The following is a 17,284-nucleotide window of genomic DNA, read 5'->3' on the forward strand; positions in this document are numbered from 1 at the left end:
ACTATTGAAGACGCTATCCTTGATAAAATGGTTCATAACTCCGTAAGAGTAGATGTTAAAGGGAATCATTAAGAAGAAAAAAACTAATCACAAATTGGAGCAGACTAATTAATAATTTTATATTTTTAAACCATCTTTTAGACATCTTTTAGACTTTATGCTTATTGATCAATTTATTAGGGAATCAGGTGGTCAACTTATCAGGAATATACACCTTCCGTAGGTTTCTAAAACTGAAAGAATAAGTCCGAAGCTATCATGATATTACTGAAATTATTTTAATATTTTTCGTTTTTTATAGCAAAATATACACAGAAACTCCCTATTGAAGCCAGGATAGAAGCTAAAACAAAAGGAGCCCCACTAAAAAATACTGGACTATGGTCATATGTAAAATAAGCGAATACATTGGTCATTAACAATGGGCCAAAAACAGCAGTAATATTGCCAATACTCGACAACCCTCCCTGAAGGAGTCCCTGCTTGTTATCTGAAACCTTAGATGATATCAGGCTTTGAAGTATGGGGGTAGCCATTCCTCCTAATGCATAAGGAACCATCACCGCAAAAGCCATCCATGATTTATTTACCAAACCAAATAATAAGAGACTGAGGCAGTAAATAAACATGCAAATTATAATCGATTTCTTCTCTCCGAATTTATTGATAAATAATCCTATAAATAATCCTTGGAAAACCACTAATAAAACGCCAAAAAAACCTAATGAATAGCCTATCATATCCGCCTTCCAGTTAAACTTCTCCATTCCGTAAACATTCCAGGTGCTCTGCATAGCATGGCCCGCCAAAGCAATGAATACAAATGCAACAATCAGTGAAGGGGCTAATATCTCTTTTTTAATGCTTTTGATAGCTCCTATAGGATTAGCCGTTTTCCAGGAAAAAGGTCTTCTGTTGTTTTCTTTAAGAGATTCGGGTAAAACAAAAACTCCATAAATAAAATTAAGAAGGCTCAGCCCGGCAGCGGCATAGAAAGGGATTCGCTCACCATATTGCCCCAGCAGTCCTCCAATGACAGGTCCTATAATTAAACCAAGCCCGGCAACAGCACTTATCATTCCAAAATTCTGACTTTTCTTTTCAGGAGTACTGATATCTGAAATATATGCGGTAGCGGTAGTCATACTGGATCCCATAATTCCTGTTATTATTCGCCCTACAAACAACCATATAAGATTTGGCGCAAACGCAAGAATCAGATAATCTATTCCGAGCCCTAATAAAGACCATAGAAGTATTGGTCTTCGCCCGAAACGGTCACTGAGATTTCCCAGGATTGGGGCAAATACGAATTGTATTAAAGCATATATAGATATAAACCATCCTATATATTGTGTTGTAGTACTCAAGTCTCCGTTTGACAGATTCAAAATTAGGGTAGGCAGCACGGGAGCAACGATCCCTATCCCAATGATATCAATCAGGATGGTAATAAAGATAAAAACTAATGCGTAATCTTTTTTTATTTGCATAAGTAGAGGTTATTTTTTAGGTAAGTATGAATATTTTACGATTTAGCCATTGACGTATTCATTAGATTTTTAATCACTTGTGCCAGGTAATTGAAATTTTGATTGATAAAGAAATGGTTACCGTTTACGATCTGGCATTCACATTCAGATTCAGTATAATGGGTCCAGTTTCTTATATTCAATGCATACCGTTCATTTTTTCCCATCACAGCAAAAACGGGAGTCTTTATTTTTTCATCAAACGGAATATTTTCCTTGTCCTCCAGCAGTCCAAAGTCTGCTCTGAGTATCGGTTCAAAAAAATCCAGCAATTCTTCAAATTCCATTATTTCATCCGAAAGTCCACCCAATTGTCGTACTTCGGTAAAAAATTCTGTTCTTGGCAGTCCGGCAATCGGTGGGTTATTTTTTATTTTGGGTCCGGGATATCCTGTGGGAAGAAAATAACCAGGAGCATCCATAGACTCTTCCATTGCAAGACAAATCTCATGTCCTAAAATGGCTCCCATACTATGTCCGTATATCAGATATGGAACTTCTTTTTTGCGTGCTTTTCTTACCTGCACCAAAAGATCTGCTACAGCATCCTGTTTATTTTTTAAAAAGGATTCTGCCATACGATCTCCTCTACCTGGAAGCTCAGGGGTTTCTACCTGAAAAAAGGGTTCTAAACTTTCGATCAGCTGGCGGAAAGAATTTTTGTCTCCGCCTGCATAATGCAGTAAAAATACTTGTGGTTTATATGGCAATGTTCTATTCATAGATTTTCTTTAGTGTGTGTGTAGTTTATAACATGGGAGACTTCTTACCATCCCCCATGTTTTTTTAATTACTGGCAGCTTTTTTAAGGAGAAGGTCAATGATCAGCTCTTTCTGTTCCAGAATAGTCTGATGGGATGCATTAATAGGGTAAACAGATAATAAATCACGGTTTTCAATGACTGAATCTACATTATTACAGGCTAACCCCTGTACATAACTGTTAACTGAATCATTGAAGGTTTCTCCCTCAAGCATTGCCTTGAATAAAACCACTTTTGTTGAATTCAGATTGTTTGAAATATTTTCTTTAATAATCGTATACTCTGCCAACATAAAGTTTTTAGTAGCTGTAAACTGCCTGTCATCAATAGAAACATTCAATTTCTCACTCAGCTCTTCATCTGTAGGGAACGAAAGCAATTCCATCAGTTTCTGATCGGAAGCGTAAAAAACAGTATCCAGCAAATACACTGTAATATTCTGACGTCCTCTGTTCTCAAGCTCTGATGCAATTTCCAGTGCAATATTTCCTCCCAGAGACCACCCTAACAAGATATATTCTTCCTGCTGATTATCCTTCTGTATATCATCGATATGCTCCAGATAATAATGAGCCAGCCCCTTCATATTACTGATCTTCTCTTCATTATATAAGTTATAGGAATCTACTCCATAACAGTCATATTCTGCTCTCAATTGTTCTGCCAATGACTGATACACTTCGCAACCTCCATTTCCAGGATGTATCAGGAACATTTTCGGATTGCAATTTTCTTGATTAAAAGCAACGATTGGCTTATACTCTTTCCCATAACTCATCATCATTCTAGAAAGTTTACTTATCGTTTTCTCTTTGAACAATTCTACAATTTTAAGCTGAACATCCAGTTGCTGATGTATCCTTTTGATCAGTTTAATAGCCATGATACTGTTTCCTCCTAATTTGAAGAAATCATCATGAATACTAATTTCTTCCGGATTCAGATCCAATACTTCTCCATAAATACCGGCAAGTTTTCGTTGTAGGTCGTTTTTAGGAGCAGCATATTCTGAGACTCCAATAAACCCAGGCTCAGGAAAGCGTTTTCTATCTATTTTTCCGTTGATGGTCAAAGGAAGGTGTTCCAGATGTATATACACATTCGGAATCATATAATCCGGAAGTGTTTCTGATAAGAATTCAGAGATCATATGCGGATCTATAAACGGATCAGAAACATAGTATCCGGCAAGATATTTCATTCCTCCTCTGTTTTCTTTGGCCATAACGACTGTCTGCTTCACGCCAGGATACTGGAGTAACCTGTTTTCAATTTCTCCAAGTTCAATTCTATATCCGCGGATCTTCACCTGGAAGTCATTTCTTCCTATATATTCCAGTTCTCCACTAGATAACCTGCGCACTAAATCACCGGTTTTATATAGTCGTCCATTCTCTCCTTTTTCTTTTTGTTCTAACGTTTGGAATGGATTGTCCAGGAAACGTTCTTTTGTTAATTCAGGTTGGTTTAAGTAGCCTCTGGCAATACCGGATCCTCCGATATAAAGCTCTCCTATTGCACCTACAGGGACAGCACGACATTGGCCGTCAAGAATATATGCTGTAGTATTTGCTATAGGTCTCCCGATATTCAATGGATTGTTGCCTTCTTTGTAGTAATGGAATGTAGCACAGACCGTTCCTTCGGTGGGTCCATATTCATTAACCAACATGATATCATCTATATTTTTATCCAAAGCAGGGAAACTTTCTCCTCCTGCAAAAATCAATTTCAAATGGGTTCCATTATCTATAACCTCCCTCAATAAAGCCGGTGGAATAAATGAAACTTTTATGTTATTTTCTTTGATATAGTCATTAAGTTCACTGACTGATGTTCTAAGGTCATTACTATAGATCCACAAGGTATTCCCGTTACATAGTGCAGGAAATGCTTCGTAGACAAAGGCATCGAATACATAGTTCGAAAAACATCCTACTTCCTGATATTCTTCAAGTCGGTGAACCTTGATCATTGATTCTATAAGGTTGATCACCCCTGAATGCTCAATCATTACCCCTTTAGGAAGTCCTGTTGTTCCACTGGTGTAAATTACATAAGCCAGGTTGTCTGCACTTACTTTGGCAACAGGATTATCAGAATTTGACTGATCAAGCTTTTCCATAACCTTTTCGCTGTCCAGTATCATTAAATCTGCTTTTCCTAAAGAGGATTCTATTAATTTATTGGCTGTACCCTTTTGGGTAAGAATAACTTTGCTTCCAGTATCCTTTACAATATGCTTAAGTCTATCTACCGTATATGATGGATCCATAGGAACATAAGCTGCTCCGGCTTTCATCACAGCAAGACTTGCAATAATTATATCTTCAGAACGCTCAAGACATAGTGGTACCAGATCATCCGGCTGAAGATGATATTCCTTGATAAGATGATTAGCCAGACGATTAGCTCTTTCATTCAATTCACGATAGGATAATCTTACATTTTGATATACTAAAGCCATAGTATCCGGAGTCATTTCAACCTGATTTTCAAAAAGCTGATGAATGGTAAACTTATCCTTGTATGCTTTGTGGTTATTATTCCAGACTTCTACTATCAGTTTGTTTTCGTTCTCTGCGATCAAAGAAAGTTCATCGATTCTTGTATTCTCTCTTCCTGATTTTACCATCTGGTTCAGAAGGAATTGATAAGAATCGGCCATACGGACAATCGTTTCTTTTCTAAACAGAGAGGTTGCATAGTTGAAAGACATCTGTATCGCTTCCGGGCCATCATGCACCATTGTCGTCAGATCAAACTTCGCGGCCTGGTAGTTGACTTCACCATCAAAAGAATAGAATAAGGCTTCTTCTTCCTTCACTGCTGAATCTTCGTCTCCAAAGTTCTGAAGACCAAACATTACCTGGAAGACAGGGTGTCTGGATGTATCCTGCTCTACTCCAAGCTCCTCTACCAATTTCTCGAATGGAAGATCCTGATGAGATTGGGCTTCAGTCACTGAGTCTGCCACCTGAAGAATAAAGTCTTTCACTTTTTGCTCTGAATCAATTTTCTCTCTTAGGGCCAATGTATTGACAAAGAATCCGATAATGTTCTCAAGACCTGAATGGTGGCGGTTGGCAATTGGACTTCCCAGTACAATATCGTTCTGTCCTGAATACGCAGAAAGCATCAGATAATATCCACTCAACATGACACTGTATACACTTACTCCAAGGTTTCTGGAAATCTCTCTGATACCTTTGGATATTTCTCCCGAAATATCAACATTAATCGTTTCTCCTTCATAAGAGATATCTGCAGGCCTATGGAAATCCGTTGGCAAATCCAGACTTTGATAATCATCAAATTTAACCTTCCAATACTCAATCTGGCTATCCAGACGTTTACCTGACAGATAATTACGTTGCCACAAAGCAAAATCTTTGTACTGAATCTTCAATTCAGGAAGCGTAGAAGCTATTCCTAATGATAATGTATCGTAAAGACTGGTCAATTCCTTTAAAAAGACTTCTGTAGACCATCCATCAAAAGCAATGTGATGAATCACAACAGACAGATAGTGCTGTCCTTTGAATCTGAAGATATTGATTTCGACAGGGATTTCTGAATCCAGACGGAAGACCTTATTGGCACATTTGTTTATGTATTGATCCAGTTCTTCTCTCGTCTCTACTTCTGTTATTTTAAATTCAGGAATACGATCTGTAACTACCTGATAGCCCATTCCATATTCATTCGTTTTGATTAATGTGCGGAGCACCTCGTGGCGCATGATTACTTTTTCAAGAGCTTTACACAGAACTGAAACATCAGTTTTCTGATTCAGAATAACGGTCATTGGGATATTGTATGCACTGCTTCCTCCTTCATAAGCTTCTATAAACCAAAGCCTTTCCTGAGCAAAAGATAAACGCTGCTCTTCAGGTGAAGATATTTCTATAGGAGTTATGGTTATCTGTTCATCAATATGATCATCTCCACCTAACACATTTGCCAGAGAAACTATTGTTTTATGAGTAAGTACCTTAGCTACTTTTACTTGTATCCCTAGCTCCTGTTTGATCTTATTGGCAAGCTTAATCGCCATGATACTGTTTCCTCCTAATCGGAAGAAATCATCATGGATACTGATATGTTCGGGAGCAATCCCCAACACTTCACTGTAGATTCGGGATAATGTTCTCTGTAAATCATTTTCCACAGCTACATATTCTCTGTCTCCATTGAATTCAGGTTCAGGAAGCTGTTTTTTGTCTAGCTTACCATTGATAGTCAATGGCAAAGAGGTGAGATGAACAAAGACACTCGGTACCATATATTCCGGTAAAGAGGATGAAAGATACTCCGTAAGGTGTTCATTATCCAGCTCATCTGCTGATACATAATATCCGGCAAGGTATTTCATCCCTGCATTATTCTCTTTGGCCAAGATTACTGATTGTTTTACTCCCGGATATTGAGACAAGCGGTTCTCGATCTCTCTCAGCTCTATTCTATAACCCCGGATCTTGACCTGGAAGTCATTTCTGCCAATGTATTCTATATTGCCATCAGGAAGCCAACGCACAAGGTCTCCCGTACTGTACAATCTTCCATTTTCTCCATTCTCTTTCTGTTCTTTCGTTTGGAAAGGGTTAGCAATAAAACGTTCTTCGGTCAGGTCAGCGTGGTTTAGATACCCTCTCGCTATTCCGACCCCTCCAAGGTAAAGTTCGCCTACAGCTCCTACAGGCATTAAGCGATGGAATTCATCCAGCACATAAGCTGAACTGTTTCCTAGAGGACGACCAATCAGATGAACATCTCCATGTTCCACCTGTTTATAAGTGGCATAGATCGTTGCTTCGGTAGGCCCGTAAAGTTTATATAATACTTTCTCTTCTGACCAGTATTTTCCGGTTTCGTAATCACATGGTTCTCCTGCGTATAATAATCCTTTTAGCAATGGATAATCAACGCGAGGCAGATCGGAAAGCATTACCGATGGTAAATAGGTGTAGGCAATTTCATGAGAAACTAAGTATCTGCTAATGGCATCGGCATCTTTCTTCATGTCTTCATCCAACAGGTGAAGTTCGTTGCCATACAGTAAACTGTTGAAAAACTCGGATACGGATACGTCAAAAACATAGGATGTATAAGCCGTTATTTTCTCTCCTTCGCTGAAACCATAAGCCTCTCTTACGTGAGAAACTACATTGACTACATTTCTGTGTTCCACCATTACTCCTTTGGGAAGTCCCGTCGTTCCACTGGTATAAATAACATAGGCCAGATTATCTGATTGAACTTCAGTAACAGGATTTGAGACTTCCTGTGATTCCAGAATAGTTTGGAAAACAGAATCGTTTATAGAAATAGTTATCACTGAACTTGTCACTTTTTCTATAGTCCTTTCTTCAGCAATAACTATTTTACTGCCTGTATCTTTAAGGATATGTTCTATTCTTTCTGATGGATAAGAGGGATCCATAGGAACATAGGCTGCTCCGGATTTTAATACTCCTAAAATAGCAATCAGCATATGTTCTGAACGTTCCAGACATAGTGGAACCAGATCATCCGGCTCAAGTGCATGAGTTTCTATCAGATAATTTGCCAGGCGGTTTGAACGTTCATTAAGCTCTTTATAGCTCAATTTAACTTCTCCATAAACCAACGCAATCGCTTCAGGAGTTCTTGCTGCCTGAGATTCAAATAATTCAGGAAGTGTTTTATCACAAACTACAGACCCTATCCCATTCCAGGAAGTTACCGTATTTTGATAAGAATCATGACTTAGCAGCTCATAGTTTGTGATCTGCTTTTCCACTCTCCCTTCCATTAAATCTTCCAGTATTTCAATAAATAGTTCCTTATAAATGTCTACAAATCCCGTGACCAGTCTGACATCAAGTTTTTGATTGGCATAACGAACTTTAAAATTAATCTGTCCACCTCTTACTTCCTGTTCAATTGATAATTTCCCGACCAAATCAACGTTCAGGTCATTATTAATAACTACATTGATGGCTCCTTCATAATGAATAACCACATCCTTAAGACTAGTCTGTACAAATCCAAATTCTAATATATTTGATGTAGGAGCATAACTGATAAGTTCTTCAATAGGAAGATATCTGGCCTTACTCTTTTTCAGTAGATTGGTATACTCTAAATTTTGCTGTATAAGATCCTGAAGCGAAGATTCTTTATGAAATCTATATGCCTTAAAAACCGTATTGATGTGGGCTCCAAAAATAAAATTCTGTCCCTCTGTAATACCAACAGGATAATTGATCACCAGGTTCTCTATTCCGGAAATTCTATGAATTAAAATAGCTAATACCAACTGCCCAAAAGTATATGGCGTAAGTTTATATTTTGATGTTAGTTGTCTTACTTTAAGAAATACAGGTTCAGAAAAATTAAACCGGAGTTCACTTATCGGATTGGTAAGTACCGGGACTTTCTGTTCAAGATCTGAACGAACTAAATCTGAAGTTTGCAAAAATTTAAATCCAATATTTTCTATATCTTTCAGACTGTTTTCCCAGAAATTAGACATTTCTGATTTCCAACCTGTCAATATATTTTCAAAATGGCTGCTCAGTTTTTCATATAATTTCTTCTGCTCTGCAAGACTAATCGGGTTTATATAACTAAGATCATTGTAAAAGGCACTGAGTTCTTCATAAATACTGTTTGCACTTAGACCATCAACAAGAATATGAGACATTATATGAATAATTCTAAATCCTCCATTATCAAGTTTGATTGCATAAAATCTTGCCAGCTGGTCTTTTTCAAGATCAAACGGCTGTAAGGCAAGCTTTAGTACTCCTTCAGAGTCCGGCTCTTTGGCAATAAAAGTCAATATTTGAGCATCTTCGGAGAGCAGCGGTCTGTGCTTCCAATGTAAGCTTCCCGATTCATTTATAACGTTACTGTTGAGTAGTAAGTTACTATTGACAAACCGGACTAGGCTTGAATTCAATCTCCGAATATCTATATATCCGGACATTGACTGGTCAAAAATAATGTTGTAGTCACTTCTAAATGGATTCAGCACCCATTCATTATAAAATACTGATTGATAGTATGTTAGCTTCATAAGGGATTATATCCTTACGGATATTGTGTTAGTTTAGAATTTTTTTTCAGATGCTCTTCAAATATTTTTAGCTTTCAAAAGTTATTATCGGATTTTCATGCTGAGAAATATGTGCTTTTTTAAATTTTGTTTTTTTTAATTGTCTAACATTTTGGTAATAGCAGACCTATTTTTACTGACAATAATTTTAATTATATGAGACTATTTTAACCACATTGGGTAGCTGTTAACAAAGTCAACAACTACCCTAGTGATTATTTAAAATTTGTGTTTTACTCTTTAATGCAACGAACTGATATACCTTGTCCTTTACTTGGGAAGAATGCAGCACTTGGTGCTCCAAATTGAGAAATTTGTAAAGCTGCAGCCGCTGGACTGGATATTGATCCAGCTGTACTGCTCCAATAAAGTCCGGAAGTTCCTGTTGTAATAGTTGATATATTTCCCAGACCTGCATCTCGGGTTCCTGCCGCAGTAAGGCCTAATTTACTTGCTACTGCTCCATTAATACCATTGCTTATATTAGAAGCATTTAGATACGTTTGTATCTGTGCCTGCGTAGGAATTTTAAATCCAATAGGGCACGGATTATTTGCAGAAGTAGCATTTTCCCATAGCGTAGTACTTCCAGTTACTCTCCAGTCACTACCTGTAGCAATGAACCTAGTATCTATAGGATTATCATTCGTGGTACCAGTAATAGTAGTGTTAACTGGTGTTCCTATGTTAGAAGAGGTCCATTTAATCAGGTCATGTCCATCAGGTTTTCTTCCCCATTGGAATAGTGAACCATAAGCATTATAATCTGATGCAGAGGTTGGTCTTTTTCCAAGATTGAACTTCGGATCATTTACATTCGTATAATCTGCTCCTAAGTTATGGTTTAACCATACGTTACCATCTTCAGCCTGTATCGGAAGATAAAGGAAGTTATGGCTAAAGTTTTGATCAATATCAGGCTGATTAAACATTCTGTCCGGAATTGCTGCTATTATACGAACATCATATCCTTTCTGAGCCCCAGCATTAGGCATCAAAAATCTCCCCAACAGCACACCAAGATAATCATTTCCTATTCCAGCATTAACATCCAGTTTGCGGGCATTCAATGTGCCTCCTTCAGCTTTAAGTGTTGCCGCAATCGATTTAGTGGTACTATTATATGATTGGGAGCTCCAGGAAAGTGTAATATTTCTGGAAATACCGTCTTCCGTAAGATTAGCCGGAACATTTATTGTCTGGCTAAAAGAACCAATAGTTCCGCTTCCTGTTGCTGTTGCAGGGATATAGACTGTTAATCCTGAAGTAGGAATAACTCCCTGAAGGTCCACTAATGTTTCATTTATTCCATCAGCAGCAACAGGTCTGGCAGTAGTAGCTGGCCCTGTAGGAGCAGTAAACGGAGAATAATCCTCATCATAAACAGAAGCAATAAAGTATCTTCCTTCTAATGTAATATTTGATGGAAGTACCGGAGTTCCAGGATTTACAGGAAGAGTAATAGAACTACATGTACTTCCATTTATAGTAATACTAAATACTGCACTTCCAGAAGTGACAGGAAAACCAGTAACAGAAAACTGCAAGCTTCCTGCGCCGGTAGAAAAAGTACCTGCCGCTAATGTTGCTACCAATCCATTAGACTGAATAGTCTGTCCCGAATATGCACTTCCATCTCCACCAGTATAAGGAATTGTCAGGGTTCCTGTATAAGATTGTCCTTGAGTTGCTGTAGTCGGAGCAAATACCGCAGAAGCACATGTTAAAGCAAAAGCTGCATTTTCTTTCCAGAAGCACTGAGACCAGGCACCGCCCTGAAATGCCTTTACACATTGTTCAGCTACATCATAAATTATCATTCCATTAACCGGATTTGCAACAGCTCCGGTATTAGGAACTCTATTCAATAATAAACTCTTGTTTTTGGACCCTAGTTCCAAATCAGCACTTAAATGAGGATTTGCCTCATTAATCCCTACCTGAGCAAAAGATAAAGAACTGACACTAAAATAAATCGTTAATAATAGTTTTTTCATCTTAAAATATTCGTTTTTAATAAAGAATTTGGTTGATATAAATGTGTGTGTTTTTTTGAAATTGTAAAAAATAAGTAGTGGTATACCCGAACACAAAGTTTAAGAATATTTTTGAGAATTATTGTAAATAACAGGCATATAAACACCTAAAAAACAATAACTTTCCGCAAATTAATCCATGTCATTTTAGACAAAATCATCCCGCAACAATTACTATTCACCTACTGGTAAAGCAATTACTGAATTTAGATTAAACATAGGGAAACACGTGTATTCAACTCATTTCAAGGCAATACAACCTACTCCCTTCAGGATAAGACCGATTTAAGCGTAATAATCAAAACTTCATTTGTCACAGCACTTGCTTTTGCCGGACTACTGCACTACATATTATAAACATTATATTCCATGAAAATTACGGCGGGCATTGTTATTATTTATCTCAACACCTCGTCTTTCACATGGGGTTTCCTATCTTGCGTATATGTACTGTCTTGTTCATGATAAGACTGCCCAGAATTAAAATCATGGGGAAGGTTTACAGAGTTCTTTGATAAAGATAGTGGACCTGAATTTTTTTTGGCTCTTAGGTTTTTGCCTAAACATTTTGACCATTTTCCAGACTGATATGCTTTCACACATTCTTCTGATAGATCATAAATCATCATTCCATTAACAGGATTGGGAACTGCATCTGTATTTTGAACTCTATTCAAAATTAAAGCCTTGTTATTCGACCCAAGTTCAAGATCTGTACTTAGATGAGGATTATCTTTCTTAATACCTACTTGTGCAAGTGATAACATGCTGAAGCAAATGCAAATTTGCAGCAATATTTTTTTTCTCATTGTGTGTTTTTTTGTGTTGAAACAATTCTTTTATCTATGTAAAGATATGTGTTAATTTTGAAATCACAAAGAAAATTTCAAAAAAAACATTTCAATTTATCACAAATTAGTGATTTGTTTTGCCTCTTTTTTTATGTGAAAATATAAAAAAATAATCCTCACAACACCTTCAAACAGGGAGAAATCAATTTTGAAACAATTCAAAACAAATGGATTTATTTTGGACATCCAGCTTATTAGATGCTATGCAACAGCTATATTTTTTATCTATAAAAATCTCTTTAGTGAAGAATTTTTTTCCATCAATAATACATTCGTTGTTTAAGATTTCAAATGAATCAAGCGGAATCAGGATTCCACTACCCTCCGCCTTTAATACTGCTTCTTTTTTTGTCCAATAGGTAAAAAAACTTTTTATTTTATCTTCGGAGTGATGAATTTTCTCAAACTCACCTGCCGTCATCTGGAATTGAAAATCCAAATAATTGATGGTATCATCTGAAAACTCAATATCAATTCCAACAGGAAAATCAGCGATGGCACATATCACAAGATTTTTGGAATGAGAGATATTAAAATAAATAGAGTGTCCTTTGAGATATGGCTTATTATTGGGTAACCGTCCAATCTCTGCTTCACTAATGCCATAATGAGTATTTAATCCATGTTGCAAAAGAACTCTTCCCAACAAGGAAAGTTGGGCATCCTGCCACCGTCTGTATTTTAGAATATCCTTTTTAAAATCTTCCGGGAAAGTATTCAAATACCTATCCATAAGGTATTTGTGTCTGCTTTCATCAATAAATGAATATAGAATGTTCATTAAATATAAATTATATTAAAAATAGTCATTTTGTTTTTGGAATCACACGATATCCATTATTGAAAGCAAGTAATTTTAACTAAAATAATCTAATATTTCTTACTGTCTGCTACTAACCAAATCAGTTTGTGATTTCTTTGTAAACTTTTATAAAAAAAAAGATTGATTAAAAGTAACTTAAAGGGCATACGATTTAACTTTCGATTATTAACTTTGTACTTAAACTTTTGATTACATATTTAAATTAATTCAAAATTTAAGAAATTCTTTTTACCCAAAATATCTTTTCCATGAACGATCGTTTTGTAAGATTATTTTTAGTTATTAACTAAAAGAGCTTTTATTGACTTTATATTTTCAGAAAATTCATCGAAATAACCTTTCGTTTCAAATGCCTTTCCCATACCACTATTATAAAACCAGACGCTATTAGTTATACCATTCTTATTTTCAATTTTATTACCCTTTAATCTATTAGCAATTGTGGTAATTTCAGTTATTTTTTTTCTGAAAGTTTCTATCCTTCTGAAATTTTTTAATAGCGTCTATCAACTACATAGACCATTCTATAAAATAAAAATAGCACCAAAAGATTGATGTTGTTTAATTAATTTGGTATTATAATATAATACAATATATATCACGTTTGACTCCTTTTCAGTCTACCTTTGTTGGATTATCTAATTACAGATTTATCAACGCTAATAAATTATGAATAAAAACTTAGTCATTATTCTCTTTATATGCTCTACAGCAATAAAGGCACAAAAAATCAATGACCCCTACGAAAGACTTTATATGACCACTCTGACACAAGTAGCCGCTAAAGATATGAAACATGCATTGCAGATTGCAGATTCTATGACAGTGGCTTCCAAAACACCCCAGCACGAAGGAAGAAGTATAATGCTTAGTGCCAGTTTATATATGCAACAAAGTAAGTATGAAGAAAGTATAAAGTTTGCGGAAAAAGCAAAAGATATTCTTGATACAACAGAAAGTTATGAATTACAGGCAAAAATCCGCGGACTTTTAACGACCGTCTACAGAATCTTAGGACTATTACATCAATCTAAAAAGTACGCAGAGGAAGGACTGAAAATAGCTGATAAGATTAATGATATGAAAAAAGAGGCGCAGGTAAAATCTCTGTTTCTTCAGGAATTGGCATATTATGAGATTAATAACAATAAAAATTACAGTAATGCTATTACTTATCTTAATCACTCTCTCGAATATTGTTCGAAAATTCCTGAAGATCAAATCAATGTGGGAAGAACACATCAAATGTTGGGAGAAGTGTATTGTTTTTATTTAAATCAATATAGCCTCGCAGAGAAACATTATCAAATAGCTCTGAAAAATCTTCCCGAGCCCTATTATGTTACATCACTTGTCCACGAGGGATTAGGAAAGGTGAGATTTTCACAAAAACGTTATGAAGAAGCAGAAAAGTTTTATTTGCAGGCTTTAAAATTTGCAGAAACAACCGATCATCCGGAAATGAAGAGGCGGGTTTTCAATGATATTTCAGAATATTATGAAAAGACAAACCAATATAAAAAAGCCTCAGTTTACAGGAAAAAATTGGCAGATCTGAATTGGCGTGAAGCTGAAAAACATAGTCATATTGTTGATACTGATTATAATAAAGTTGAAAATGAAAACCAACAGTACGCAAAAGGTGATCTGTCAAAAAATATAATTATTGGTGTTACATTTTTTATGATTTTAAGTCTTATAGGAATTTTTATTACTTATAGGAAAAAACAGAAAAAAGAATATCTTAAATTTAAAGCGATTATAGATCATTATAAAGAAAAAGAAGAATACGTTTTAGAAACAAAAGTCGATATTTCAGCGTTTGAAGAAAGTGAAATTCAAGAGGAAAATGTTTCTGATTTAATAGATCTTAAAGACAACAAGCAGATAGATATTGCCATTAATAAGGAAACAGAAGCAAAAATATTGGAACAGTTACAGCAGTTTGAAGAGAATGAAATGTTTACTAAAAACTTTGTTTCTCTATCCTTCCTTGCCACTGAATTTAATACAAATAGCAGATACATTTCATATGTGGTAAAAAAATATAAGAATACTGATTTTAAAAATTATATTAATAAACTGAGGATCAATTATATTATCCACAAACTAAATACCTCAGAGATCCACAGAAGACATAAAGTAGGAGCTTTAGCGGAAGAATGCGGCTTTACATCACACAGTACATTTGCGACGGTGTTTAAATCTATCACAGGAATTTCACCTTCTTCTTTTATTTCTTTTATCGAACAGGAAAGCGCAAAGAATATTTAAATATAATTTTATTCAATTATGAATTTTTATTATTGATCTGAGTTTTTTAATTGTAATTTTTTTTAAATTTCAGGCTCTTTTATTTCATAAAATTTAAATTAAACCTTTACCTTTTCATTAAATGGAATTTTTTAGTATTTAATTTTAAAAAAATATATAATTATAAATCAGCTAATTAAAGAAAAACCCTTTTGATTTTCAGAAAATCAAAAGGGTTTTTCTTTTCTAAAGCGTTAGTTTCAGATAAATTTGCAAAAAACAATGTGAAGCATAATAACACAAATTTAATCATGGAAAAGTGTTACTCCCTTCTTATAAAATATTGTCTTTAGGACACAAACTAATGTAAAAGTATATTTGACCTTACTTTCAATATGGCTCAATGATAATTAAATTCCCCACTCATTAAAACATATTTGAGTCATTCATGTCTGGAATAAATAATTCGCAAAAATTTGGATTAAGATTCTAAAACTACAAATGAAAAAAGCAATTATTTCTCTTTGGCAAATGGAAAACACCTTTTGCCAAAGTTGAAATTATTATATGAACTCTGACCCGATCTACACACAATTATGAATGCACTCAAATGTACATAGAAAGAAACCCTATGCAATGCAATGCAGTGCAACACTGTTGCATATTTTTGCTGCTTTTTATATTAGGGTGTTTTTCAGTTTCGGCCCAATCACAAGATAGTGCATTTTACTTTTCTCAAAAAAATGCTGTACTCTATATTGCCTCGGGAACGGTAATTACCAATTCGCAAAACATACATGTTGCTTCCCCAACCGATAATGCACTGTATATTGTAGGCAATACTGTTGTAATTCTAAATGGCACTAGTAATGCTTCTATTGTGCATGTTCCTATTAGAAATAAAACTACTACAACTTCACTTTTAGCAAAAAAAACAAAACAAACCGTACGTTTTCAGTTGAGAGAAATAGCGAGAACCAACGCTAAAGTTCCACGATCTGCGACCGTCATAAAAACAAGATCATCTAAGGAAAACGCAATATTAAAAATGCAATTTTCCTGTGGGATGGTAATTTCAACTTCACACACTAGCCTGCAAAAAAAACACACAAAATCGGTAACGAATTTCTCGCAATTTTATGCTTGTTTATTAGGGGAGAAAGCACTTTCTGTAGCAGGTAACTACTTTATTTATACCTACAACAACTGCGTGCAGGACTTCGCTGACTATGCACTGTTCTCTAGACCACCAACAATTTTTTTTCCATCCTTCTCCAAAACACATGGAGTAGAAACCGCCTAGATTCACTTTGCAGTTTTCAGTCGGTAGTTTTAATTTTCAGTCATTGTGAGTATAGAGGCAACCTGATCGTCGCTCTGATATTCAGAAACTTATGACTTTATTACAATTAATACATTATTAAAAATCATTTAATTATGAAAAAATTACTTTACACAGCAGCATTAGTCCTTTCTGGGTTTGCTTCCAAAGCACAAGTGGGTATTGGCACAGTCACTCCAGACGCATCTTCGATGCTTCATATAGTAGGAAACCCATTATTATTTCCTAGAATTAGTGGAACTACGTCTTTTTTATCACCAACAGACGGTATTGTGTTTTATGACACCACAGCCAATAGTTTACAAGTATCACGCAGTAACGATAAATGGTTTAACCTCCTAGCAGGTACTGAAATTACTGAAACAGCTGGCGCTGCTCTTGCGAATGGTAATGTTGGTATTGGCACTTCCAATCCTGATGGTAATGCTGCGTTAGACGTTGCTACAAAAGGGATTATATTGCCAATCCTGGCTAGCGACCCTACAGGTGTTGCAGGGATGATGTATTACAACTCAACATCTGATGATGTGAAAATATTTACCACTAGCTGGATTACATTAAATAAATTTTAATTAAAACAA

9 protein-coding genes are annotated in these 17,284 nt (G+C 35.5%); 3 read left to right on the top strand and 6 right to left on the bottom strand.

What is annotated here, in order from left to right; genetic code table 11:
- Positions 1 to 278 precede the first annotated feature (278 nt).
- The 6 genes from BW964_RS12230 to BW964_RS12255 form a co-directional block, all read right to left on the bottom strand.
- Positions 279 to 1,493: a TCR/Tet family MFS transporter gene (locus BW964_RS12230; protein ID WP_076507527.1), complete on the bottom strand. Its 1,215-nt coding sequence runs from the start codon at positions 1,491 to 1,493 to the stop codon at positions 279 to 281.
- Positions 1,494 to 1,528: 35 nt separating this feature from the next.
- Positions 1,529 to 2,254 carry a thioesterase II family protein gene (locus BW964_RS12235; RefSeq protein WP_076507529.1) on the bottom strand — a complete coding sequence of 242 codons (726 nt, stop codon included), beginning with the start codon at positions 2,252 to 2,254 and terminating at the stop codon, positions 1,529 to 1,531.
- Positions 2,255 to 2,318: 64 nt separating this feature from the next.
- Positions 2,319 to 9,359, bottom strand: a complete 7,041-nt coding sequence (locus BW964_RS12240; protein ID WP_076507530.1) for a non-ribosomal peptide synthetase — start codon at positions 9,357 to 9,359, stop codon at positions 2,319 to 2,321.
- 272 nt (positions 9,360 to 9,631) lie between these two features.
- Complete coding sequence (locus BW964_RS12245; RefSeq protein WP_076507532.1) at positions 9,632 to 11,395, bottom strand: fibrobacter succinogenes major paralogous domain-containing protein; 1,764 nt, start codon at positions 11,393 to 11,395, stop codon at positions 9,632 to 9,634.
- A gap of 437 nt (positions 11,396 to 11,832) precedes the next feature.
- Positions 11,833 to 12,243 carry a hypothetical protein gene (locus tag BW964_RS12250; RefSeq protein ID WP_123911950.1) on the bottom strand — a complete coding sequence of 137 codons (411 nt, stop codon included), beginning with the start codon at positions 12,241 to 12,243 and terminating at the stop codon, positions 11,833 to 11,835.
- 184 nt (positions 12,244 to 12,427) lie between these two features.
- Positions 12,428 to 13,066 carry a 4'-phosphopantetheinyl transferase family protein gene (locus tag BW964_RS12255; RefSeq protein WP_076507535.1) on the bottom strand — a complete coding sequence of 213 codons (639 nt, stop codon included), beginning with the start codon at positions 13,064 to 13,066 and terminating at the stop codon, positions 12,428 to 12,430.
- Between the two features lie 711 nt (positions 13,067 to 13,777).
- Here BW964_RS12255 and BW964_RS12260 point away from each other — a divergent pair.
- The 3 genes from BW964_RS12260 (at position 13,778) to BW964_RS12270 (ending at position 17,275) form a co-directional block, all read left to right on the top strand.
- Positions 13,778 to 15,382, top strand: coding sequence for a helix-turn-helix domain-containing protein (locus BW964_RS12260; protein WP_076507536.1), 1,605 nt, complete (start codon positions 13,778 to 13,780; stop codon positions 15,380 to 15,382).
- A 589-nt stretch (positions 15,383 to 15,971) separates the two neighbouring features.
- The gene (locus BW964_RS12265; protein ID WP_076507538.1) at positions 15,972 to 16,664 is read left to right on the top strand and encodes a hypothetical protein; all 693 of its coding nucleotides are present in this window, start codon (positions 15,972 to 15,974) and stop codon (positions 16,662 to 16,664) included.
- 134 nt (positions 16,665 to 16,798) lie between these two features.
- Positions 16,799 to 17,275 carry a hypothetical protein gene (locus BW964_RS12270; RefSeq protein WP_076507539.1) on the top strand — a complete coding sequence of 159 codons (477 nt, stop codon included), beginning with the start codon at positions 16,799 to 16,801 and terminating at the stop codon, positions 17,273 to 17,275.
- Positions 17,276 to 17,284 lie beyond the last annotated feature (9 nt).

Origin of the sequence: Chryseobacterium shigense, assembly GCF_900156575.1 — a bacterium.
GTDB lineage: Bacteria > Bacteroidota > Bacteroidia > Flavobacteriales > Weeksellaceae > Chryseobacterium > Chryseobacterium shigense.

Bases quoted from the DNA above. Each gene is read 5' to 3' on its own strand.
- BW964_RS12240 (WP_076507530.1), bottom strand. From the start codon at position 9,359: ATGAAGCTAACATACTATCAATCAGTATTTTATAATGAATGGGTGCTG.
- BW964_RS12255 (WP_076507535.1), bottom strand. From the start codon at position 13,066: ATGAACATTCTATATTCATTTATTGATGAAAGCAGACACAAATACCTT.
- BW964_RS12265 (WP_076507538.1), top strand. From the start codon at position 15,972: ATGTACATAGAAAGAAACCCTATGCAATGCAATGCAGTGCAACACTGT.
- BW964_RS12230 (WP_076507527.1), bottom strand. From the start codon at position 1,493: ATGCAAATAAAAAAAGATTACGCATTAGTTTTTATCTTTATTACCATC.
- BW964_RS12245 (WP_076507532.1), bottom strand. From the start codon at position 11,395: ATGAAAAAACTATTATTAACGATTTATTTTAGTGTCAGTTCTTTATCT.
- BW964_RS12270 (WP_076507539.1), top strand. From the start codon at position 16,799: ATGAAAAAATTACTTTACACAGCAGCATTAGTCCTTTCTGGGTTTGCT.
- BW964_RS12250 (WP_123911950.1), bottom strand. From the start codon at position 12,243: ATGAGAAAAAAAATATTGCTGCAAATTTGCATTTGCTTCAGCATGTTA.
- BW964_RS12235 (WP_076507529.1), bottom strand. From the start codon at position 2,254: ATGAATAGAACATTGCCATATAAACCACAAGTATTTTTACTGCATTAT.
- BW964_RS12260 (WP_076507536.1), top strand. From the start codon at position 13,778: ATGAATAAAAACTTAGTCATTATTCTCTTTATATGCTCTACAGCAATA.